Below are 19,811 nucleotides of genomic sequence, written 5' to 3' on the forward strand. Positions count from 1 at the left end.
GCACACACTCCTCGGGGCGCGCGGGCCGCGATGGCCGCGACGCCGGCTTGGGGTTTCCTGCCGCCCCGGGGATGGCCCCTTCTTACGGACGGCCCCCCGGACGGCGCAAGCCCTGTGCCACTCTGCTCCCGATCCATCCGATTTTCGCCATCTTGTTGATGGGAAAGGGCCATTCTTCGAAGACGGCCGGCCATCGGAAGCGGATCTGTGCGGAAACTCGCACAAGCCTGCCCCGGCTGAAGCGGAGATCCGCACAGGCTCGCCGGAGCATTCGCAATGCCCCCAAGCGGGAGAGGTAACGCAGAGAGCGCGGTGCTAGGCTGGACGGCATGACCGCAGTCGACCGTCCCCTGACCGCCACAGCCCCGGCCCGGCCCGCGGTCGCGGCGCCGGCCGCGCCGCACCGGTGGCGCAGTTGGGCGGTGTTCGCCGCGGTCGGCGCCACCCTGTTCGCGGCCGTGATCTGGCAGGCCGGGCCGGTTGGGCGCGACCGGGCGGAGGACGAGATCGCGCGCTCGGCCGCGGCGGCGCTGGGGCTGCATGTCGCCATGCTGCGCAGCGAGCTGGAGAAGCAGCGCTCGCTGCCCTTCGTGCTGGCCCAGGACCCGGATGTCCGCACCGCGCTGACCGCCGCCAACGACCGGCAGCGGCTGGACGGGATCAATGCCAAGTTCGAGGCACTGAGCCGGGGCACGCGGGCGGCAGTGATCTATCTCTTGGACCGCGGCGGCACCGCGATCGCCGCCAGCAACTGGCGTGAGCGGATCAGCTTCGTCGGCCAGCACTACGCCTTCCGCGGCTATTACCAGCGCGCGGTCGAGACCGGCGGGGCCGAGTTCTTCGCCATGGGCACGATGAGCCGCAAGCCGGGCTCGTACCTGTCGCGCCGGATCGACGGGCCGAACGGGCTCTTGGGCGTGATCGTGGTCAAGGTCGAGTTCGACGAGATGGAGGAGGCCTGGGGCCGCTTCGCCGAGACCGCCTTCGTCACCGACGAACGCAACGTGGTGCTGCTGACCGACGTGCCGGAGTGGCGCTTCCGCAGCTTCGGCCCACTGCCGGAGGAAGAGCGCGCAGCGGTGCGCGAGAGCCTGCAATACGGCGGCGCGCCGCTCGACCCGCTGCCGATCGCGCCGGATGCGGCCTCGCCCCGGCCCGAGGCGGTGACCGCGACCCTGCCGGGCGCGCGGATGGCTGGGCGCTTCCTGGCCCTCGCCGCCCCGGTGCCGACCACCGGCTGGACCCTGCACCTGCTGGCGCCGACCTCGCCTTCCGTCGGCCGCGCCGTGATGGACACCAGGCTGATCGCCGGGCTGGTGACGCTGCTGGCGCTGGCCGCCGCGGCCGCCTTGCTGTACCGCCGCAACCGCGCCCTGACCAACACGGCCCGGCAGGCGGCGGCGCAGGCGGAGCTGGAGCGCCGGGTCGCCGAGCGCACCCGGGCGCTGAACGACGCCAATCAGCGCCTGACCGAGGAGATGGAGGAGCGGCGCCGCAGCGAGCAGCGCCGGCAGCAGTTGCAGGAGGAGTTGACCCAGGCCAACCGCCTGGCGATCCTGGGCCAGGTCGCGGCCAGCGTGGCGCATGAGATCAACCAGCCGGTGGCGGCGATCCGCGCCTATGCCGACAACGCCTCGGTGTTCCTGGAACGCGACAAGCCTGCAGCGGTGCGCGAGAACCTGTCGACCATCGCCGGGCTGACCGATCGGGTCGGCGCCATCACCCAGCATCTGCGCGCCTTCTCGCGCAAGGCGACCGGCCGGGTCGAGGCGACCTCCTGCGCCGATGCGGTCGAGGGCGCGCTGCTGCTGACCCGGCCGCGCATCCGCCGCCAGTCGGTGCGGCTGGTGCAGGATCTGCCGCCCGGCGACGTCCGGGTGGTGGCCGAGCGGGTGCGGCTGGAGCAGATCCTGGTCAACCTGCTGCAGAACGCACTCGACGCCGTCGAGGGCCGATCTCACCCCGAGATCCGCATCGCGGTGGACGTCGCCGTGGACGCTGGGGGGGTCGAAGAGGTTAGGATCGCGGTGTCCGACACCGGCAAGGGCATCGCCCCCGATACGATGAAGGCGCTGTTCATCCCCTTCGCCACCTCCAAGCCGGCCGGGCTCGGCCTCGGTCTGGTGATCTGCCAGGACATCGCGCGCGAGTTCGGCGGCAGCATCGCCGCCGCAAACCGCGATGGCGGCGGCGCCGTGTTCTCCGTCACCCTGAAGCGGGCGCCATGAGCGCGGGGCAGGTGGTCTTCGTCGACGACGAGGCCGAGATCCGGCACGCCAATGTCCAGAGCCTCGAGCTGGCCGGCTTCGAGGTCACGGCACTGGCCTCCGCCCGGGCGGCACTGGCGACTGTCGAGCGCGACTTCCCGGGCGCCGTGGTCACGGACATCCGCATGCCGGAGACCGACGGCCTGGCGCTGTTCGGGCGGCTCAGGGAGCTCGATCCCGACCTGCCGGTGATCCTGATCACCGGGCATGGCGACATCGCCATGGCGGTCGGCGCCATGCGGGACGGCGCCTACGACTTCCTGGCCAAGCCCTATCCGGCCGAGCGGCTGGTCGACAGCGTCCGCCGGGCCGTGGAGAAGCGGCGCCTGGTGATCGAGAACCGCCGGCTGAAGGCGCAACTCGAAGAGGCCGACGATCTCGCCTTCCTCGGCGACACGCCGGAGATGGCGCGGCTGCGCGATGCCGTGCGCAACGTCGCCGACGCCGATGTCGACGTGCTGGTGCTGGGCGAGACCGGATCGGGCAAGGAGGTGGTGGCCGAGGCGCTGCACCGCTGGAGCCGCCGCCGGTCGAAGCCGCTGGTGGCGCTGAACTGCGGCGCGCTGCCGGAGAGCGTGATCGAGAGCGAGCTGTTCGGCCACGAGGCCGGCGCCTTCACCGGGGCGCAGAAGCGCCGGATCGGCCGGATCGAGCATGCCGATGGCGGCACCCTGTTCCTGGACGAGGTCGAGAGCATGCCGGCGGCGCTGCAGGTGAAGCTGCTGCGGGTGCTGGAGGAACGGGCGGTGGAGCCACTCGGCACCAATGAGCGCCGGCCGCTGGACCTGCGCGTGGTCGCCGCCACCAAGACCGACCTCGCCGCGGCGTCGCAGGAGGGGAAGTTCCGGGCCGACCTCTATTACCGGCTCAACGTGGTGACGCTGCGCATCCCGCCGCTGCGCGAACGCCGGGCCGACATCCCGCTGCTGTTCGCGCATTTCTTGGCCCGCGCCGCCGAGCGCTTCCGCCGCGACCCGCCGCCGCTCGGCGACGTAGTGCGGCGGCATCTGCTGGACCATGACTGGCCGGGCAATGTCCGCGAGCTGGCGCATTTCGCCGACCGGGTGGCGCTGGGCCTCGACAGGATCGACTCCCCGGCCCCGGCGGAGACGCCGGCCAGCCTGCCGGAACGGGTCGAGCGCTACGAGGCGGCCCTGCTGCGCGAGGCGCTGGCGGCGCATCGCGGCGATGTGCGGGCCACGACCGAGGCCCTCGGGCTGCCCCGCAAGACCTTCTACGACAAGCTCACCCGCCACGGCATCGACCCGAACGAGTATCGGGCGGAGCCGATCGGAAAGAGGGCGGGTTGAGCGCATTGGATCCGTGCGGACCGAGCGGGAAGGCGTCACCGCAGGGCCCCCGGCCTGACAGGAGGCGCGGTGATCCAATCCGTCAGCCGGATCGGTGTCGCTTGGCCTCGGCAATGACCTGATCCAACTCCGCCAAGAGTTCGTCCAACGTCACCGTCCCGTCGCGGTCACCCTCCTGCTCGGCTTCCCGGAGCATCGCCATGAAGGCACGGCGGCGATCCTCAGCGGATTTGTCGGCAAGGCCTTCAAGCTTCGACGTCGGCGGCGGGTCGGTCGTCATGGTCAACCTATTCCAGACCGACGACAGGGTGAGGCCAAACGGAATCGAAGGCAAATCACCGTTGCCTCTGCTGCCAAGCGAGACCTTTTCAGATTCCAAACATCGTCATTGCGAGCGCAGCGAAGCAATCCAGGGCCGCTCGCACCGGCCCCTGGATTGCTTCGTCGGCTTCGCCTCCTCGCAATGACGGCGAGGAAGGGGCAACGCAAAACGACGTGCTTACTCCAATCTCACGGCAGCTTGACGAAATCCGCGTCGATCGTGTTTTCGACCTTGCCACCGACCGTCCGGGTGTAATGCAGCGACAGCTTGCCGGGCGCGGTCAAAGTGCGGCGGTAAGTCTGCAGCTCGGTCTTGCCGCCGGACTTCGCCGTCAGCTCCGTGGTCAGCACCGATCCTTCCAGCCGCGCCTTGGCCTGGGCGCCGCTGTCCAGCTTGGCGGTCCAGACATTCGGCGACTTGCCGGGCGCGAAGACCGCGGTGTTCTCGCGCATCTTGAGCTGGTCGTCATTGTCCGCGCCGTCACGCGGCCCCTCGGCGCTGCGCCAGCGCAGGAACAGGCCGCCATCGGCCGAGGCGTCGATCACCAGCGCCGCGGCGCGGCGGGTGTCTCCCTCGCCCTGGCTGGCGCCGACCCAGGAGCCGCGGAATGCCTCGATCCCGGTGACCGCTGCCGCCTGCGCCGCGGCCGGAGCAGCCGCCGCAACGGGCGGCTTGGTCTCCCCGGATGCCGGCACGCAGGCGCCCAGCGCCGTGATCGCAGCCACCCCCAGGATGGCATGCCGCAGCCTCATCATGTCCCCCTTCCCGTCCCCACAGGATCGATTCGACGGCCATCATCGCCGATGCGCCGCTTCCGCCGCACGGGAAATCGGCCCGCAGAAAGGAAAACGGCCGCACCGACGGATCGGAACGGCCGTTCATCCAAAAAGCAGCGGAAGCGGTCAGGCGCGGATCACACCGGTGGCCGGCGTGTCGAGACCGAGCGCGGCGGCGGCGGTGGCGACGATGTCCTGCGCCGACAGCGCGGCCTCGGCGTATTGCAGCTCCGGCTTCTCATGGTCCTGGAACCGGTCCGGCAGCGTCATCGGCCGCATCTTCAGCCCGTGGTCCAACAGGCCGGCGCGGGCCAGATGGTGCAGCACGATGCTGCCGAAGCCGCCCTCGGCCCCCTCCTCCACCGTGATCAGCACGGCATGGTGGCGGGCCAGCTGGCCGACCAGCTCGGTGTCGAGCGGCTTGGCGAAACGGGCATCGGCGACGGTGGTCGACAGGCCCATCCCGCCGAGAACCTCGGCCGCCGCCAGGCATTCCTGCAGCCGGGTGCCGTAGCTGAGCAGCGCGATGGTGGTGCCCTCGCGCAGCACGCGGCCCTTGCCGAGCGCCAGCGGCTGGCCGCGGGCCGGCAGCTCGACGCCGACGCCGTCGCCGCGCGGGTAGCGGAAGGCCGAGGGCCGGTCGTCCAGCGCGGCGGCGGTCGCCACCATGTGCACCAGCTCGGCCTCGTCGGCCGCAGCCATCAGCACCATGCCGGGCAGGCAGCCGAGATAGGGGATGTCGAAGGCGCCGGCATGGGTGGCGCCGTCGGCGCCGACCAGCCCGGCGCGGTCGATGGCGAAGCGCACCGGCAGGTGCTGGATCGCCACGTCGTGCACCACCTGGTCGTAGGCGCGCTGCAGGAAGGTCGAGTAGATCGCGCAGAACGGCTTGAAGCCTTCCGTCGCCATGCCCGCGGCGAAGGTCACCGCATGCTGCTCGGCGATGCCGACGTCGAAGGTGCGGTTCGGGAAGCGCTGGGCGAACTTGTCCAGGCCGGTGCCGGACGGCATGGCGGCGGTGACGGCGACGATGCGCTCATCCGCCTCCGCCTCCTGGACCAGCGCCTGGGCGAAGACGCCGGTGTAGCTCGGCGCATTGCTCTTCGGCTTGGCCTGGGCCCCGGTGATGACGTCGAAGCGGCTGACGCCGTGATACTTGTCCGGCGCCGCCTCGGCCGGGCCGTAGCCCTTGCCCTTCTGGGTGACGACATGGACCAGCACCGGGCCATCATCGGCGTCGCGGACATTCTCGAGCACCGGCAGCAGGTGGTCGAGATTGTGCCCGTCGATCGGGCCGACATAGTAGAAGCCCAGCTCCTCGAACAGCGTGCCGCCGGTGACGAAGCCGCGGGCGTATTCCTCGGCCCGCTTGGCGGCGCGCGCCACCGGCTTCGGGAACACCGCGGTGACGTCGCGCATCAGGTGGCGCAGCGAGCGGTAGGAGCGCGAGGAGATCAGCCGCGACAGATAGGCGCTCATGGCGCCGACCGGCGGGGCGATCGACATGTCGTTGTCGTTGAGGATGACGACCAGGCGGCTCTTCAGCGCGCCGGCATTGTTCATCGCCTCATAGGCCATGCCGGCGCTCATCGCGCCGTCGCCGATCACGGCGACGACTCGGAAGTCCTCGCCCTTCAGGTCGCGCGCGACGGCCATGCCGAGGCCGGCCGAGATCGAGGTCGAGCTGTGCGCGGCGCCGAACGGGTCGTACTCGCTCTCCGACCGCTTGGTGAAGCCGGACAGGCCGCCGCCCTGGCGCAGGGTGCGGATGCGGTCACGGCGCCCGGTCAGGATCTTGTGCGGATAGGCCTGGTGGCCGACATCCCAGATCAGCTTGTCCCGAGGGGTGTCGAACACCCGGTGCAGGGCAACGGTGAGCTCGACCACACCGAGTCCGGCACCGAGATGACCGCCCGTGGTCGAGACCGCGTCAATGGTCTCTGCCCTGAGCTCATCAGCAACCTGCTTCACGTCGGAAGCCGGCAGGAGTCGGAGGTCTTCGGGGGTGTGGATGGCGTCGAGCAGCGGCGTGACTGGCTTCATTCAGCTTCGCTTTCGGCAGGATTGGTCCGGCGGTTCGGGCGACTTCGGCATCGGTCTCTCTCCCACCGTGACGGCAGACCTTCGGCCGAAGCACCCATCATTTTCCTGCCCCATAGTCGTTCCAGCACTATAGGGGAGCGGTGGCGCGATCAAGAAAATCCGGTGACAAGGGCATGACCGGATGCCGATTTGCCACACCCTGACGCCGCTGCGCCACGTCTTGGTCCGGACTGCAGCGGAGCCGGCCCGGACGGGCCGCGAGCCGTCATTGACAAGCCTGCTCCGTCCCCTTAGAACCCCGGACCGAGCGGCGCTGCCGCTCGACGGAGGGGTGGCCGAGCGGCTGAAGGCAACGGTTTGCTAAACCGTCCACGGGAGAAATCCCGTGCCCGGGTTCGAATCCCGGTCCCTCCGCCACCCTACGCCTGACGGCTTCGGGTGGCAGGCCACTTACCGCCAGAACGGCTTCGACAGTTCGGCCAGCGCGTCGCCGCGGGTCCAGCCGAGATCCTCCAGATCCGGCTCCGACAGGCCGGCCAGGGCGCGGCGCTGACGGATTCGTTCCAGCGCGTCCTCCAAGGCCAGCATCAGGCGCCACTCCAATGACACGGCCGGCCCGGGCCGCATGGTCCCGGGTGCGTTGTTGTCATTGGCGCTCCGCCCGGCCAGTTCGCCCCGGACGCCGGGCGCGGTCGAACCGATACTCCACATCGCCGGCCCCACAGCCAGACCCGCTCCAGGAATGATAGAGCCGGGGGACCCGGGCCAGCCAGCGTGTCGCGCGACGGCCGCCTCCCCGCTGGACAGCGGCGGCGGGACTCGTTAGGGAATGGGCCGGCGCCGGATTAGCTCAGTCGGTAGAGCAGCGGTTTTGTAAACCGAAGGTCGCGGGTTCGACCCCTGCATCCGGCACCAATTTTTTTGGGCTTCCGCGGGCTGCGGCGGCGCTCTTTACGCTTTCCGCAGCGTCCCCATTTCTAGTGTAGGCTGGCCGACAGCCATCGACACTTCTGGCCGACAAATGACCGACAAGCCCGACAACATCGTTCTGGATCTGCTCCGTGCGATCCGCAGCGACATCGCCGAGGTCAAGACGGATCTCGTCGAACTGAAGGAGCGTATCGGCAATCTGGAAAGCCAGTATGCCAGCGTGTCCCGTCGGCTCGACCGGATGGCCGGCGACATCGAGCGGATTAAGAAGCGCCTCGATCTGGTCGAGGCGTAGTCAGACCCCTCACCCCCCGCGGGGTGCCCTGCACCGGGCGTGACAGATCGGGCCCGGCCGCCTTATCCTGCCGAAGTTTCTGAGCGTATCCGGAAATTTCCAAGCGTTTCCGGGCATATCGGGTTTCCGGGGGGATTTTGATGCAGAATTCGACGATCCGCCGCGCCTGTTTCGTCTGCGGCTCGACCGAGGGCGAGACGGTGTTCGAGACGGCGATGGATGTCTGCGGCCTCGGCCGCGTCACCTATGCGCTGCGCTGCTGCTCCGATTGCGGCCTGACGCTGCAGGACCCCGCGGTGTCGCCCGAGACCATGCTGCGCCAGTACCAGACCTTCTCCAACTACACCGCCTTCGGCGGCGGCGATCCGCCCCTGATCGACACCGCCCGGCGGATGCTCGCAATGGTCCAGGCCGAGGGCGTGCGGCCCGGCCGGATGTATGATGTCGGCTCCTCCAGCGGCTCGATGCTCTGGCATTTCCGCAAGCTGGGCTGGGCCGTCGCCGGCTGCGACCTGTCCCCCAAGGCGGTCGAGCAGGCGCGCGAGCGCAACGGCATCGAGGTCGACCTCGGCGGCGATGAGGAGGCGCTGCCGCATCGCCCCGGCCAGGACCTGATCACCTTCTCGCATGTGCTGGAGCACATCTACGACCCGGCGGCGACGCTGCGCCGCGTGCACACGGCCCTGGCCGAGGGCGGGCTGCTGCTGCTCGAGGTGCCGTGCCTGGCCGCGCCGGAGGTCAACCCGCCCGGCCTGTTCATGATGGAGCACGTCAATTATTTCGACGAGACGTCGCTGGACAACCTGCTGGCCCGCACCGGCTTCGGCATCCTGCAGGCGCCAGTCACGGTCGAGCACTACCCCTATCCGGTAATCACCGTCCTGGCCCGCAAGCAGGCGCCGCAGCCCGACCGGCCGCTGGTCGATGGCTTCGAAAAGAACCGCGCCTTCTGCCGGGCGTATGGCGAGGTCGAGAAGCGGCGCTGGGGTGCGGTCGAGGAACGGCTGCAGGCCGGTATCCGGCCTGGTGAGGAGGTCTATGTCTGGGGCGCCGGGCTGCACACCTCGACCATGCTGGAGCGCACCTCGCTGGAGAGCCATGCCCGGATCCTGGCGATCACCGACCGCGACACCCAGAAGCACGGCCACACCGTCGGCCGCCATGCCGTGATCGCGCCCGACGACGTGCTGCGCAGCGGCCGCAAGGTGGTGATCTCCAGCTTCCCATCCGAGCGCCAGATCGGCGAAGGGCTGCTGCAGGCCGGCGTTCCGCGGGACATGATCGTGTCGCCGCACGGGCAGTTCACCCCGTAAGCCCTCAGCCCGGCCGCGGCGGCGGGGCACGGCGCAGGCGGACCACGGCGGCGTCGAGCGCCGACAGGAAGGTGGATTTGTCCTTGGCCACCATCGGCTTGTTGCCGCCGCCGACCGTGCCCATGGCGCGCAGATCGGCCATCAGCGCTCGGCTGGCCAGGGCCATGCCGATCGATTCCTTGGTGAACGGCCGGCCGGTGTTGCCGATCACCGTTGCGCCCGACTTCAGGCAGCGGTCGGCCAGCAGGATGTCGGCGGTGACCACGATGTCGGACGGGCCGCAGCGCTCGGCGATCCAATCATCGGCCGCGTCGAAGCCGTCGCTGACGATCACCAGTTGGATGCGCGGGTCGCGCGGCACCAGCACCCCACCATTGGTCACCACGAAGACGTCCAGCTCGTAGCGCTCGGCGACGCGGTAGATCTCAGCCTTCACCGGGCAGGCATCGGCGTCGACGAGGATGCGGATCGGGGCGGTCACGGCGATTCTGCGATTGCGGAAGGGACCGGAACCATAGCGGCGGCGGGGCCGTTGGTCCAAGCGCCCTTCCCGCCCAGGAGCCGCCTTCCCCGAATGGCCGACATCGCCGCATCGCTGGGCGCGTTGCCCGATCCGTCCCCACCCGCGCAAGCGAAGGCCCATGGGCTTCACTACGTCTCCGATACCGAGCCCGGCATCCGACGGCGTCGATCCGGCAAGGGCTTCGCCTACCGCATGCCGGACGGCAGCCCGGTTCGTGACCGCGAGACGCTGGCCCGGATCCGCAAGCTGGCCATCCCGCCCGCCTATACCGATGTCTGGATCTGCCTCGACCCGCTGGGCCATCTGCAGGCCACCGGGCGCGATGAGCGCGGCCGCAAGCAGTATCGCTACCACCCACGATGGAAGGAGGTCCGGGATGAGGCAAAGTACGGCCGCATGGTCGCCTTCGGCCGCGCCCTGCCGCGCATCCGCAAACGGGTCGACGCCGACCTGGCCGAGCGTGGCCTGACCCGGACCAAGGTGCTGGCCGCTATCGTTCGCCTGCTGGAGACGACTCTGATCCGCGTCGGCAATGACGAATACGCCAAGGCGAACAAGAGCTTCGGCCTGACCACACTGCGCAAGCGCCATGCCGATGTCGAGGGCGGCGCTGTGTATTTCGAGTTCCGCGGCAAGAGCGGCAAGCAGTACCGCACCGGCTTCCGCGACCGCCGCATCGCCCGCATCATCCGCTCCTGCCAGGACCTGCCCGGCTACCGGCTGTTCCAGTATGTCGGCGACGACGGCGAGCGGCATGCGGTCGGATCGGACGACGTGAACCAGTATCTGCGCGAGATCTCGGGCCAGGATTTCACTGCAAAGGATTTCCGCACCTGGGCCGGCACGCTGTTCGCCGCCCGGCTGCTGTCGGCCGCGGATCCCGAGGCGCCGCCGAGCAAGGCCGCGGTGGCACGCTGCATCAAGGAGGTGTCGGCGCAGCTCGGCAACACTCCGGCCGTGTGCCGCGCCTGCTATGTCCATCCGGAGGTGGTCGAGGCCTTCCTCGACGGTCGCCTCGCGACCACCCTGCGCTGGCCGCCCGGCGACGATGCGGAGGGGCGCCGCGGCGAGGCCGCGCTGCTGCGCTTCCTGAAGAAGCTGGAGGCCGCGCCGGCCGCCGGCGCATGACCTGTTCCTTACAAATCGTACAGGACCGGAAAGCGGCTTGACCGCTTCGCCTCGCGGCGCGATATCGGCTGGGTCGAGGCCAGTTCCCGACGCAATCAAGGACCCGCCGCTCCGATGAGCACGCCCAGTCGACCTAGCGCGACTTTGCCGGCGCCGACGCTGCGAGCCTGACCCTCCGGGTTTGGTTCACCTCGTCGCGCGGCCAGGCCGCGCCGGTGCGAGGTGAACCCGATGAAGCACCAGTCTTTCAACCATGGTCCGTCCTATCGGCGCGCCACCCTGGAGGGTGACGACCGAAGGCAAGGGTGACGCCGGCACATCGCCGGACGTTCCGCACCGCGTGTCCCCGGCGACGCGCGGCGATTGCGACTGCCTGCCTTCCGGACGGACATCATGGCCTTTCACACCCCCGCGCTCACGGCGGAGCGTCCGCGCACCCTGCCCAATCTCTGGGACCTGGTGGCGTTCTCCCTCGTCTTCGGCGCCATCGTGCTGGTCGCCCATGGCGGCCGCGCCACCCTGGCGCCCTTGGCCGGCCTCGAGCAGACGCCGATCTCGCTCGACCCGCTGGCGCTGCCCGAATACGCGCTGCGCACGACGCTGCGCATGCTGGCGGCGATCGTCGCCTCGCTGGTCTTCACCTTCGTCTACGCCACCGCGGCGGCCAAGAGCCGGCGGGCGGAGATGGTGCTGATCCCGCTCTTGGACATCCTGCAGTCGGTGCCGGTGCTGGGCTTCCTGTCCTTCACCGTGGTCGGCTTCATGGCCCTGTTCCCGGGCCAGGTGCTGGGCGTCGAATGCGCCGCGGTGTTCGCCATCTTCACCTCCCAGGCCTGGAACATGACCTTCAGCTTCTACCAGTCGCTGAAGACCGTGCCACGCGACCTGGACGAGGCCAGCCGCAGCTTCCGCCTGTCCTCCTGGCAGCGCTTCTGGCGGCTGGAGGTGCCCTTCGCCATGCCCGGCCTGGTGTGGAACACCATGATGTCGATGTCGGGCGGCTGGTTCTTCGTGGTGGCGTCGGAGGCGATCTCGGTCGGCGACACCACCATCACCTTGCCAGGAATCGGCTCCTACGTCGCCAAGGCGATCGACAGCCGTGACCTCGCCGCCGTCGGCTGGGCCGTGCTGGTGATGGGCGCGGTGATCCTGGCCTACGACCAGCTGCTGTTCCGGCCGCTGGTGGCCTGGGCCGAGAAGTTCCGCTTCGAGCAGTCGGCCGGCGCCACCCGCCCGCATTCCTGGCTGCTGACCCTGGTGCAGCGCACCCGGCTGTTCCAGCTGGCGCTGTCGCCGATCGGCTTTGTAACCCGCACCGTGTCGCGCCGGCGCTTCGCCTTCATCCCGGCCGGGGCGATCGACGGCGGCGTGGTTGCGCGGATCTGGTCCAGCCGCTGGGCCGACCGGGGCTTCGTCGCCCTGCTGCTGGCGGCGATCGCCTATGCCCTGTGGCAGATCGTCGGCTTCGTGGCGACGGAGCTGAGCTGGGGCGATGCCGGCGAGGCGCTGCTGCTCGGCAGCTTCACCCTGATCCGGGTGGTGGTGCTGATCGCGCTGGCGACGGTGGTGTGGGTGCCGATCGGCGTCTGGGTGGGCCTCCGCCCCCGCGTCGCCGAGCGGGTGCAGCCGCTGGCCCAGTTCCTGGCCGCCTTCCCGGCCAACATCGCCTTCCCCTTCGCGGTGGTGGCGATCGTCCGGCTGGGCCTGAACCCGGATGTCTGGCTGGCGCCGCTGATGGTGCTGGGTACCCAGTGGTACATCCTGTTCAACGTGATCGCCGGCGCCAGCGCCTTCCCGACCGACCTGAAGGAGGCGGCGGCCAGCTTCCGCATCGGCGGTTGGAACTGGTGGCGCAAGGTGATCCTGCCCGGGATCTTCCCCTACTACGTCACCGGGGCGATCACCGCCTCGGGCGGGTCCTGGAACGCCAGCATCGTCGCCGAGGTGGCGAGCTGGGGCACCACCACCCTGACCGCGCACGGCCTCGGCGCCTACATCGCCCAGGCCACCGCCGCCGGCGACTATCCGCGCATCGTGCTCGGCATCGCCGTGATGTCGGTCTTCGTCTCGCTGTTCAACCGGCTGCTGTGGCGGCCGCTCTTCACCTTCGCCGCCCGCCGGCTGCGCCTCGACTGAGGGCCACGACCATGTTCGACATCAACCTCCTCCGCCCGGCTCCGAAGGCCGTGAACGACAACCCGGTGCTGATCGACATCGCCGGCGTCCGGCAGGCCTATCACAAGGGCGACAACGACCTGCTGGTGCTCGACGACGTGTCGATGACCATCCGCGAGGGCGAGATCGTCGGGCTGCTCGGCCGCTCCGGCTCCGGCAAATCCTCGCTGCTGCGGATCATCGCCGGCCTCGTGCCGCCCAGCGCCGGCCGGGTCAGCTGGTGCGGCCGTCCGGTCGCCGGCCCGTCCGAGGGCCTGTCGATGGTGTTCCAGAGCTTCGCCCTGTTCCCCTGGCTGACCGTGCTGCAGAATGTCGAGATCGGCCTGGAGGCCCAGGGCATCCCGGCGGCGGAGCGGCGGCGCCGGGCGCTGGAGGCGATCGACCTGATCGGCCTGGACGGCTTCGAGAGCGCCTATCCGAAGGAGCTGTCAGGCGGCATGCGCCAGCGCGTCGGCTTCGCCCGCGCCCTCGTCGTGCACCCCCGGCTGATGCTGATGGACGAGCCGTTCTCGGCGCTGGACGTGCTGACGGCGGAGACGCTGCGCACCGACCTGATCGACCTGTGGATGGAAGGCCGGCTGCCGATCAAGTCGATCCTGATGGTGACGCACAACATCGAGGAGGCGATCCTGATGTGCGACCGCGTCCTGATCTTCTCCGCCAATCCCGGCCGGGTGGCGGCGGAGATCAAGATCGACCTGCCGCATCCGCGCAACCGGCTGGACCCGGAGTTCCGGCGGATGGTCGACGACATCTACGCCCGGATGACCAACCGCAGCCCGGCGGAGAAGGCCGGGCCGAAAGCAGCCGGCGGCTTCCCCGGCACCGGCATCGGCATGGAGCTGCCGCATGTCTCGACCAACCTGATGTCCGGCCTGATGGAGGCGCTGGCCGCCCCGCCGTATAACGGCCGGGCCGACCTGCCGGACCTGGCGGCGACGCTGCAGATGGAGGCGGACGAGCTGTTCCCGATCGCCGAGACGCTGCAGTTGCTGCGCTTCGCCGAACTGGCCGATGGCGACATCCACCTGACCGAGCACGGCCGGCTGTTCTCGGAGTCCGACGTCGACCACCGCAAGCGGCTGTTCGCGGCGCATCTGCTCGCGCATGTGCCGATCGCAGCGTTGATCCGGCGGGTGCTGGACGAGCGCCCGAGCCACCGCGCGCCCCGGCTGCGCTTCAGCGAGGAGCTCGAGGATTTCATGTCCGAGGACCGGGCGGAGGAAACTCTTCGCGCCGCGGTCTCCTGGGGCCGCTACGCCGAGCTGTTCGCCTATGACGGCGAAAGCGGCCAGTTCAGCCTGGAGGATCCGGTTTAGAGCAATCGAGTGCTGTCTGCGTTGCCTCTCCTGCGAGCGACGGCTTTTCATAACGTCCATTCATCGCCGTCATTGCGAGGAGGCGAAGCCGACGAAGCAATCCATGCCTCCGCTCTTGCGGCCCGATGGATTGCTTCGCTGCGCTCGCAATGACGGTGTTGGAATTCTGAAACGGTCTCGCTTGCGCGGGAACCGCCACGCGCATGCCTCCGGCCACGGCGGCCGGTCCTCCGGTCAGCCGTGCCGGTTGTGGGGCAGAGCCGCTGCGGGCGGCGGCACTGCGGCGGGCGGCCCGATGTCGCCGGGTGGCCCGGTGCCGGCGAGCGGCCGGTCGTCCGCGGGCAGCGCCGGGGCAAGCTCCCGATCCGGGTTGAAGATCGCGCCGGTGGTGTGGATGCGGCGCTCGCCCTCGGGCTTGCCGAATTCTTCGTCCGGCATGGTGCGACGGACGTCGGAAGAGGCTCGGTGCAAGGCCGGGCCGGAGGTTCGGCCCTTCGGACCGGCGGCCGGAGGCCCGGCGTTCGCCGCGCCGGCGGGCCCTCCTGCGGCAGGTCCGCCGGCCGGAGGAGTCCCGGAGGGCGGCAGGCCGAGGGCCCGGCACAGGCTGGCGATCAGGGCCTCGATCGGCAAGGTGGTGTCGGCGAGGTCGACGTCGATGCGCTCGTCCTCGGTCAGTTTTTCCCGGAGCTCGGCGGTCAGCCGCTCCTGGGCGTCGGCATCGGGAACCGCGGCGATGGCGGCGGCGACGCCCTGGGCGGCGGCCTGGCGCCGATCGTCCTTCTCGTCCTGCCGGGTCTTCCGCCGGGCTTCGGCCTCGCGCTGGGCCTGCTCCCGCTGCCGCCGCAGCCTGGCCTTGAGCGCGATGGCACGGCGGATGCCGAGAAAGAGGCTGCTGAAGCGGGTCTCGGCATCCCCGGCACGGTCGAGATCGCCGGCCGCGAGGGCGGCGAGGGCCACGGCGTGAAAGCCGCGGGCCAGCGCCTCCGCGAGCTCCATCAGCTCGGACAGCATCGCGGCGTCGGCCTCGATCGCGCCCGGCCACGCTACGGCATCCTCCCGCCGCCGGCGCAGCTTGAGCGCGACGGTGCGGCGGATGGCGAGGAAGAGGGTGCTGAAGCGGGTCTCGGCCTTGCCGGCGCGGTCGAGATCGCCGGCCGCGAGGGCGGCGAGCCCTCGAGCCTGAAAGGTCCGGGCCATCTCCAGAGCCAGCTTGGTCAGCCCGGACAGCAGTTCGGTCTCCCGGCCAGCCTCGTCCGTGGCCGGCGAAGCGGCGGCGGGAGTCTCGGCTGTGCTGGCAACGACCATGTCCGCATTAGAACAAAAAGGGAACAACCGGTCAAACGAAATCGTCCGCTCATGGCTGAGGGCGAAGGGCTGGATGGGCACGCCCCTGCGGGGCTCGCCATGACGAGCTCGATGTGGCGACTCCGGACGGGTGGGGCCCGGCGCCGACTCAGATCCTCGAAGTCCGTCCTCAGCGGCGGCGGCGGAAGCCGCCGCCGCCACCCTCGAACCGGCCGCCGCGGTCGTAGCTGTCCAGCCGCTGCTCGCCCAGGCCGCGCGCGCCGCGCTGGCCGTCGAGCCCGCGCAGCTCGTTGTTGTCGCGCTGCACCGGCTGCCAGCCGCTGGAATCGTGCTTCTGCCAGCCGTCATCGTTGTGCTGGTAGACGTTGCCGTCATGGCCGGCATAGACGTTGCCGTTGTTCCAGGCCACGCCGGAATCGGTGCGGGGATTGGCCACGACCCCCTTGCTGTCGACCGAGCGGTCGCCGGTCCGGACATTGCCGGTGACGGTGGTCTGGGCGGCGCCGATCCGGCCCGTCTGCGCATTCACCCCGGCGACCTGGCGGCCGGCCTGATACTCGCCGGTGTCGACATTGCCGGTGATGCCGGCCCGGCCGGCGGCGGCGACGCCGGTCGAGGGGTTGGCGAAGGAGCCCTGCCGCCCCGCCGCATAGCCGCCGGTGTTCCAGTCGAACGCCCCGGCCCGGCCGGCCTGGCCATGGGCGCCGGTGTAGGGATTGAAGCCGGAGACGTGGCTGCCGCTCCAGCTCGTGTCGCTCCAGCCGTTCCAGCCGCTGGCATGGGTGACCGTGCCCTCGCCCCAGCGGCCGTAGACATTGACCTGATTGACGTCGACATGGCCCCAGTTGACGTAGTGGCCGTCATAGCCCCAATACGGGCCCCAATAGGGCGAGGCCGAGCCCCACAGCGCCCCGGCCGCGAAGCCGAAGGCGAAGCCCGTCGCCGTACCCAGGCCGAAGCCGGCGCCATAGCCATAGGTCGCCGGATAGCCGTACCAGACATCGCCCGCGACATAGGCCGGGTAGACGTATCCGGTGCCGTAGACCACAGTCCCGGCGGGGCTGACGACGACGCCGAGATAGCCCGGCGTGTAGCCGACCACCACCGCCTCCGGCGTCGCCGAATAGACTCGGACATAGGTGACGTAATGCAGCGGTGACGCGGCCGGGATGGTGTAGATCACCGCCGGCACCGCATCGGCGACGCGCCACGGACCGGCGGGCACCAGGGCGACGAACCAGACGCCCTTCGACACGGCGTAGTAGTGCTCCGCATCGACCCGGATCACCGGCACCGGCGTATTGGCGGCATAAGCCAGCGGCGTGCCCGCGATCGGCCGGAACTCCGGCACGTCGCCGGCATAGGAGACCCTGAGGCTCGCCTCGCTGCGCGAGACCGTCGCGGTCTGCGGGATCGTGGCCGCGATCGCCGCCTCCTTCGCCTGCGGCGTGCCGGCAACGGAGACCAGCACATCGGCCTTCGGGTCATCAGGCGAAATTTTGGCGAAATCGGCCGGCAGCGAATCCGGCGGTACGAAGCTCCACGGCCCGTCCAGCCCGGTCGATCTGAACCAGCGGCCGGAGATCAGCACGTAAGTGCCGTTGCTGGACGGATCGACGAAGACGGCATGATCGGCATTGGTCATGGTCAGCAGGCCGACCCCGGCCACCGGCGCGATCTGCGGCGGCCCGCTGGTGACGACCAGCTCGGTCGGCTGGGTGACGACCAGGAGGGAGGGCGGCGTCGCCGGCGGCTTGCCGTCTTCCGGCAGCAGCGGGTCGGGCGCTGCGGACTGGGCGGCCGCCTTCGCCGCCGCCTGCAGCGCGGCCGAGGGCGCTGCCGTCACCACCCAGGTGCCGCCCAGCGCCGACGCCGCGTACCAGGACCCGGCGGCCTGGACATGGAAGGTCGAGCCCTCCTGCAGGATCAGGGCACGGGCGTTCACCACCCGCTGATAGCCGGCCGCCCCGTCCACCGGGCGCAGCACCGGATCGCCATCGATCGACACCAGCACGGTCGGTGTATTGGCGAAGACGATCCTCGGCGGGTCGTTCTGCACCGGCACCCCGGCCTGCTTCTTGATCTCCTGCTGCGCGGCGTAGCTGGTCTGCAGATGGTCGAGCGCCACGGTCATGCCGTCGGCCGGCAGCCGGGCCTGCAGCGCCTTCTGCAGCTCCGGCGCCTTGTCGGGCGCGGTCGGCACCTCGACCGCGTCGATGGTGATGTCGCGCAGCCGGACCAAACCGGCGGTCTTGTCGATATCGGTGTCGGCGCTGAACCGGGCAACCCCGTAGACCGGCTGGCCGTCCTTGGCGCCGATGGCGATGGCGGCCCGGCCGGAGAGGTGGTCGCCGCTCCAATCCTCGATCTGCGGCTGGTAGATCTCGACCCGCTGGTCACCCTGGTCGAAGTCCCGCGGCCAGGACAGCTGAGTGACGGCGTTCGGAGCGGCGGCATCCTGGGCCGGAGCCGGGATCGCGGCGAAGCTCAGGACCGCGGCCGTCACCGCCGTCATCAGCCAATATCGTGGCATGGCGCTCCATCCCATTTGGTCGTTATGCGCCCGGACGGGCTGGTTCAAATCGAACTCGGATACGGTTCGAGTGTGACCGAACAGGGTGGGCGTCGCACCGATTTTCTATGCCCGGCAGTTCGTAGGTTGGGTTCGCCTTCGAACCCAACACCGTCCGGGCGGTTGGATGTTGGGTTCGCGAACGCGAACCCAACCTACGGCGGATTACTACCGCGGGAAGCGCAGCAGCGATTCCAGCCCCTTCTGCCCGCGCGCCAGCAGCCGGGCACGGGCGTCGCCCTGCGGCGGATCGCCCGCGGCGCCGCGCAGCACCGCCAGCAGCCGCTCCAACACCAGCTGCGCCTCGCCGTCATGCTGGTTGCAGGGATCGAGGTAGACGTAGTTGTGCTCGACCTCGTGGTCGCGGACGATCACCGGCGGGTCGCCGGCGGCCAGCCGGTCGGCGACGTCCCAGGCGGCGAGGCCGGCCTTGGCCGGGTCGATCGTCACCTTGAGCCGGTCCAGCGGATTGTCGGTCGGGTCCGGCTCGATCACCGCGGTGACGCCGGGCAGCCCGGCCAGGCCCTCGTGCCACAGCTTCAGATGGCCGTCCTCGCGCGCCCGTGCCGCGGCGTGATCCCGCTTCTCCCAGGCATCGAGCGCGGCGATGGTGCCGACCACGCCCTCCTTGCCGACCTTCATGCCGCGGCCGATGCCCCGGTTCTGCAGGAAGGCAGCGCGCACCAGGTCCTCGCGCCCGGCGACGATGCCGGCGGTCGGGCCGCCCAGGAACTTGTGCGAGCTGTAGATCACGAGGTCCGCGCCCTTGGCCAGGAAGCCGGTCAGGTCGTATTCGGAAGCCGCGTCGACGATCACCGGCACGCCCTTGGCCCGGCAGATCGCGGCGAACTCCTCGAGCGGGATCTGGCCGTACTGCACGACATGGTGCGAGACGACATAGAGCGCCGCCGCCGTGCGCTCGGTGATGGCGCCGTCCAGCTGGTAGCCCGCGGCCGCGGTGGCGGTGCCCACCGGCACCACCTTCGCGCCGGCCAGCCGCACCGCCTGGTCGACCGGGGCGCCGTAGCTGACCATGTGCCCGACCTGCAGCAGCACCTCCGTCTTCGGCAAGCCGGCCGTGTCCGGCAGCCGCTCGATCGCCAGCAGGTCGTCGCCGGTCATGGCGCCGGCCACGGCCAGGCTGATCCCGGCCGAGGCCGAGGCGGTGACGAAGCCGGCCTCGGTGGCGCAGGATCTGGCGATCCGGGCGCTGGCCTTGCGCTGCAGATCGGTGATCTCGACGAATTGCGGCAGGATCTCGGCGACGGCCTGCACCGCCTCCGGCACCACGATCGAGGCGCCCAGCGAGGTCATGGTGCCGGAGACGTTGATCACCGGGCGCAGGCCCAGGCGGCGGCGGATATCCTCGTTCGACTTCATTTGCTTCCCCGTACCGGCAGGCGGAAGAGATGCTTCCCAGCACCTCCCCCATGCTGTCATTGCCGGGCTTGACCCGGCAATCCAGAGGGTCTCGACATCCTCTGGATGCCCGGGTCAAGCCCGGGCATGACAATTAAAAACAAGGCAAAGCGT

The 19,811-nt window shown here is 70.0% G+C and carries 15 protein-coding genes and 2 tRNA genes; 9 read left to right on the plus strand and 8 right to left on the minus strand.

Translation table 11 applies throughout. From position 1 onward, the window contains the following. Nucleotides 1-329 precede the first annotated feature (329 nt). Together AB4Z01_RS13190 and AB4Z01_RS13195 are read left to right on the plus strand one after the other, a co-directional pair. The gene (locus AB4Z01_RS13190) at nucleotides 330-2,228 is read left to right on the plus strand and encodes an ATP-binding protein (RefSeq protein WP_441694278.1); all 1,899 of its coding nucleotides are present in this window, start codon (nucleotides 330-332) and stop codon (nucleotides 2,226-2,228) included. Continuing rightward, nucleotides 2,225-3,577, plus strand: coding sequence for a sigma-54-dependent transcriptional regulator (locus tag AB4Z01_RS13195; protein WP_441694280.1), 1,353 nt, complete (start codon nucleotides 2,225-2,227; stop codon nucleotides 3,575-3,577). Before AB4Z01_RS13190 ends, AB4Z01_RS13195 begins: the two co-directional genes overlap by 4 nt. Nucleotides 3,578-3,659: 82 nt before the next feature. Here the strand turns inward: AB4Z01_RS13195 and AB4Z01_RS13200 are convergent, their stop codons facing one another. The 3 genes from AB4Z01_RS13200 to dxs form a co-directional block, all read right to left on the minus strand. Beyond that, nucleotides 3,660-3,857, minus strand: coding sequence for a hypothetical protein (locus tag AB4Z01_RS13200; RefSeq protein WP_441694282.1), 198 nt, complete (start codon nucleotides 3,855-3,857; stop codon nucleotides 3,660-3,662). Between the two features lie 230 nt (nucleotides 3,858-4,087). After that, on the minus strand, nucleotides 4,088-4,654 hold the full coding sequence (locus tag AB4Z01_RS13205; protein WP_441694284.1) for a hypothetical protein: 567 nt from the start codon (nucleotides 4,652-4,654) through the stop codon (nucleotides 4,088-4,090). 147 nt (nucleotides 4,655-4,801) lie between these two features. After that, nucleotides 4,802-6,718: a 1-deoxy-D-xylulose-5-phosphate synthase gene (dxs, locus tag AB4Z01_RS13210; protein WP_441694285.1), complete on the minus strand. Its 1,917-nt coding sequence runs from the start codon at nucleotides 6,716-6,718 to the stop codon at nucleotides 4,802-4,804. A gap of 325 nt (nucleotides 6,719-7,043) precedes the next feature. Here dxs and AB4Z01_RS13215 point away from each other — a divergent pair. Beyond that, nucleotides 7,044-7,135, plus strand: a tRNA-Ser gene (locus AB4Z01_RS13215). A 33-nt stretch (nucleotides 7,136-7,168) separates the two neighbouring features. Here AB4Z01_RS13215 and AB4Z01_RS13220 read toward each other — a convergent pair. Beyond that, nucleotides 7,169-7,306 carry a DUF1127 domain-containing protein gene (locus AB4Z01_RS13220; RefSeq protein WP_441694287.1) on the minus strand — a complete coding sequence of 46 codons (138 nt, stop codon included), beginning with the start codon at nucleotides 7,304-7,306 and terminating at the stop codon, nucleotides 7,169-7,171. 251 nt (nucleotides 7,307-7,557) lie between these two features. Between AB4Z01_RS13220 and AB4Z01_RS13225 the strand changes: the two genes are divergently transcribed. The 3 genes from AB4Z01_RS13225 (at nucleotide 7,558) to AB4Z01_RS13235 (ending at nucleotide 9,256) form a co-directional block, all read left to right on the plus strand. Continuing rightward, nucleotides 7,558-7,633 (plus strand) — tRNA-Thr (locus AB4Z01_RS13225). 106 nt (nucleotides 7,634-7,739) lie between these two features. Then, nucleotides 7,740-7,943, plus strand: coding sequence for a hypothetical protein (locus AB4Z01_RS13230; RefSeq protein ID WP_441694288.1), 204 nt, complete (start codon nucleotides 7,740-7,742; stop codon nucleotides 7,941-7,943). Between the two features lie 140 nt (nucleotides 7,944-8,083). Further along, nucleotides 8,084-9,256: a class I SAM-dependent methyltransferase gene (locus AB4Z01_RS13235; RefSeq protein ID WP_441694289.1), complete on the plus strand. Its 1,173-nt coding sequence runs from the start codon at nucleotides 8,084-8,086 to the stop codon at nucleotides 9,254-9,256. 4 nt (nucleotides 9,257-9,260) lie between these two features. Here AB4Z01_RS13235 and AB4Z01_RS13240 read toward each other — a convergent pair whose 3' ends face one another. Further along, nucleotides 9,261-9,725 (minus strand): YaiI/YqxD family protein, encoded by a 465-nt coding sequence (locus AB4Z01_RS13240; RefSeq protein ID WP_441694372.1) that lies wholly within the window; start codon nucleotides 9,723-9,725, stop codon nucleotides 9,261-9,263. Between the two features lie 105 nt (nucleotides 9,726-9,830). Between AB4Z01_RS13240 and AB4Z01_RS13245 the strand changes: the two genes are divergently transcribed. From AB4Z01_RS13245 to AB4Z01_RS13255, 3 genes are all read left to right on the plus strand, one after another. Then, nucleotides 9,831-10,907 (plus strand): DNA topoisomerase IB, encoded by a 1,077-nt coding sequence (locus AB4Z01_RS13245; protein WP_441694291.1) that lies wholly within the window; start codon nucleotides 9,831-9,833, stop codon nucleotides 10,905-10,907. Between the two features lie 393 nt (nucleotides 10,908-11,300). After that, nucleotides 11,301-13,043: an ABC transporter permease gene (locus tag AB4Z01_RS13250; protein WP_441694293.1), complete on the plus strand. Its 1,743-nt coding sequence runs from the start codon at nucleotides 11,301-11,303 to the stop codon at nucleotides 13,041-13,043. A gap of 11 nt (nucleotides 13,044-13,054) precedes the next feature. Further along, nucleotides 13,055-14,401 (plus strand): ABC transporter ATP-binding protein, encoded by a 1,347-nt coding sequence (locus AB4Z01_RS13255; RefSeq protein WP_441694295.1) that lies wholly within the window; start codon nucleotides 13,055-13,057, stop codon nucleotides 14,399-14,401. Nucleotides 14,402-14,635: 234 nt separating this feature from the next. On the opposite strand, the gene AB4Z01_RS13260 is transcribed toward AB4Z01_RS13255, so the two are convergent. The 3 genes from AB4Z01_RS13260 to AB4Z01_RS13270 form a co-directional block, all read right to left on the minus strand. Further along, nucleotides 14,636-15,787: a hypothetical protein gene (locus AB4Z01_RS13260; protein ID WP_441694297.1), complete on the minus strand. Its 1,152-nt coding sequence runs from the start codon at nucleotides 15,785-15,787 to the stop codon at nucleotides 14,636-14,638. An 88-nt stretch (nucleotides 15,788-15,875) separates the two neighbouring features. Next, on the minus strand, nucleotides 15,876-18,239 hold the full coding sequence (locus tag AB4Z01_RS13265) for a hypothetical protein (protein ID WP_441694298.1): 2,364 nt from the start codon (nucleotides 18,237-18,239) through the stop codon (nucleotides 15,876-15,878). A gap of 207 nt (nucleotides 18,240-18,446) precedes the next feature. Next, nucleotides 18,447-19,658 (minus strand): aminotransferase class V-fold PLP-dependent enzyme, encoded by a 1,212-nt coding sequence (locus AB4Z01_RS13270; RefSeq protein ID WP_441694300.1) that lies wholly within the window; start codon nucleotides 19,656-19,658, stop codon nucleotides 18,447-18,449. Between the last annotated feature and the right edge of the window lie 153 nt (nucleotides 19,659-19,811).

This window comes from Inquilinus sp. YAF38 (assembly GCF_052113205.1).
GTDB lineage: Bacteria > Pseudomonadota > Alphaproteobacteria > DSM-16000 > Inquilinaceae > Inquilinus.

Bases quoted from the DNA above. Each gene is read 5' to 3' on its own strand.
- AB4Z01_RS13205 (WP_441694284.1), bottom strand. From the start codon at position 4,654: ATGATGAGGCTGCGGCATGCCATCCTGGGGGTGGCTGCGATCACGGCG.
- AB4Z01_RS13245 (WP_441694291.1), top strand. From the start codon at position 9,831: ATGGCCGACATCGCCGCATCGCTGGGCGCGTTGCCCGATCCGTCCCCA.
- AB4Z01_RS13220 (WP_441694287.1), bottom strand. From the start codon at position 7,306: ATGCTGGCCTTGGAGGACGCGCTGGAACGAATCCGTCAGCGCCGCGCC.
- AB4Z01_RS13230 (WP_441694288.1), top strand. From the start codon at position 7,740: ATGACCGACAAGCCCGACAACATCGTTCTGGATCTGCTCCGTGCGATC.
- AB4Z01_RS13190 (WP_441694278.1), top strand. From the start codon at position 330: ATGACCGCAGTCGACCGTCCCCTGACCGCCACAGCCCCGGCCCGGCCC.
- dxs (WP_441694285.1), bottom strand. From the start codon at position 6,718: ATGAAGCCAGTCACGCCGCTGCTCGACGCCATCCACACCCCCGAAGAC.
- AB4Z01_RS13270 (WP_441694300.1), bottom strand. From the start codon at position 19,658: ATGAAGTCGAACGAGGATATCCGCCGCCGCCTGGGCCTGCGCCCGGTG.
- AB4Z01_RS13255 (WP_441694295.1), top strand. From the start codon at position 13,055: ATGTTCGACATCAACCTCCTCCGCCCGGCTCCGAAGGCCGTGAACGAC.
- AB4Z01_RS13235 (WP_441694289.1), top strand. From the start codon at position 8,084: ATGCAGAATTCGACGATCCGCCGCGCCTGTTTCGTCTGCGGCTCGACC.
- AB4Z01_RS13195 (WP_441694280.1), top strand. From the start codon at position 2,225: ATGAGCGCGGGGCAGGTGGTCTTCGTCGACGACGAGGCCGAGATCCGG.
- AB4Z01_RS13265 (WP_441694298.1), bottom strand. From the start codon at position 18,239: ATGCCACGATATTGGCTGATGACGGCGGTGACGGCCGCGGTCCTGAGC.
- AB4Z01_RS13200 (WP_441694282.1), bottom strand. From the start codon at position 3,857: ATGACGACCGACCCGCCGCCGACGTCGAAGCTTGAAGGCCTTGCCGAC.
- AB4Z01_RS13250 (WP_441694293.1), top strand. From the start codon at position 11,301: ATGGCCTTTCACACCCCCGCGCTCACGGCGGAGCGTCCGCGCACCCTG.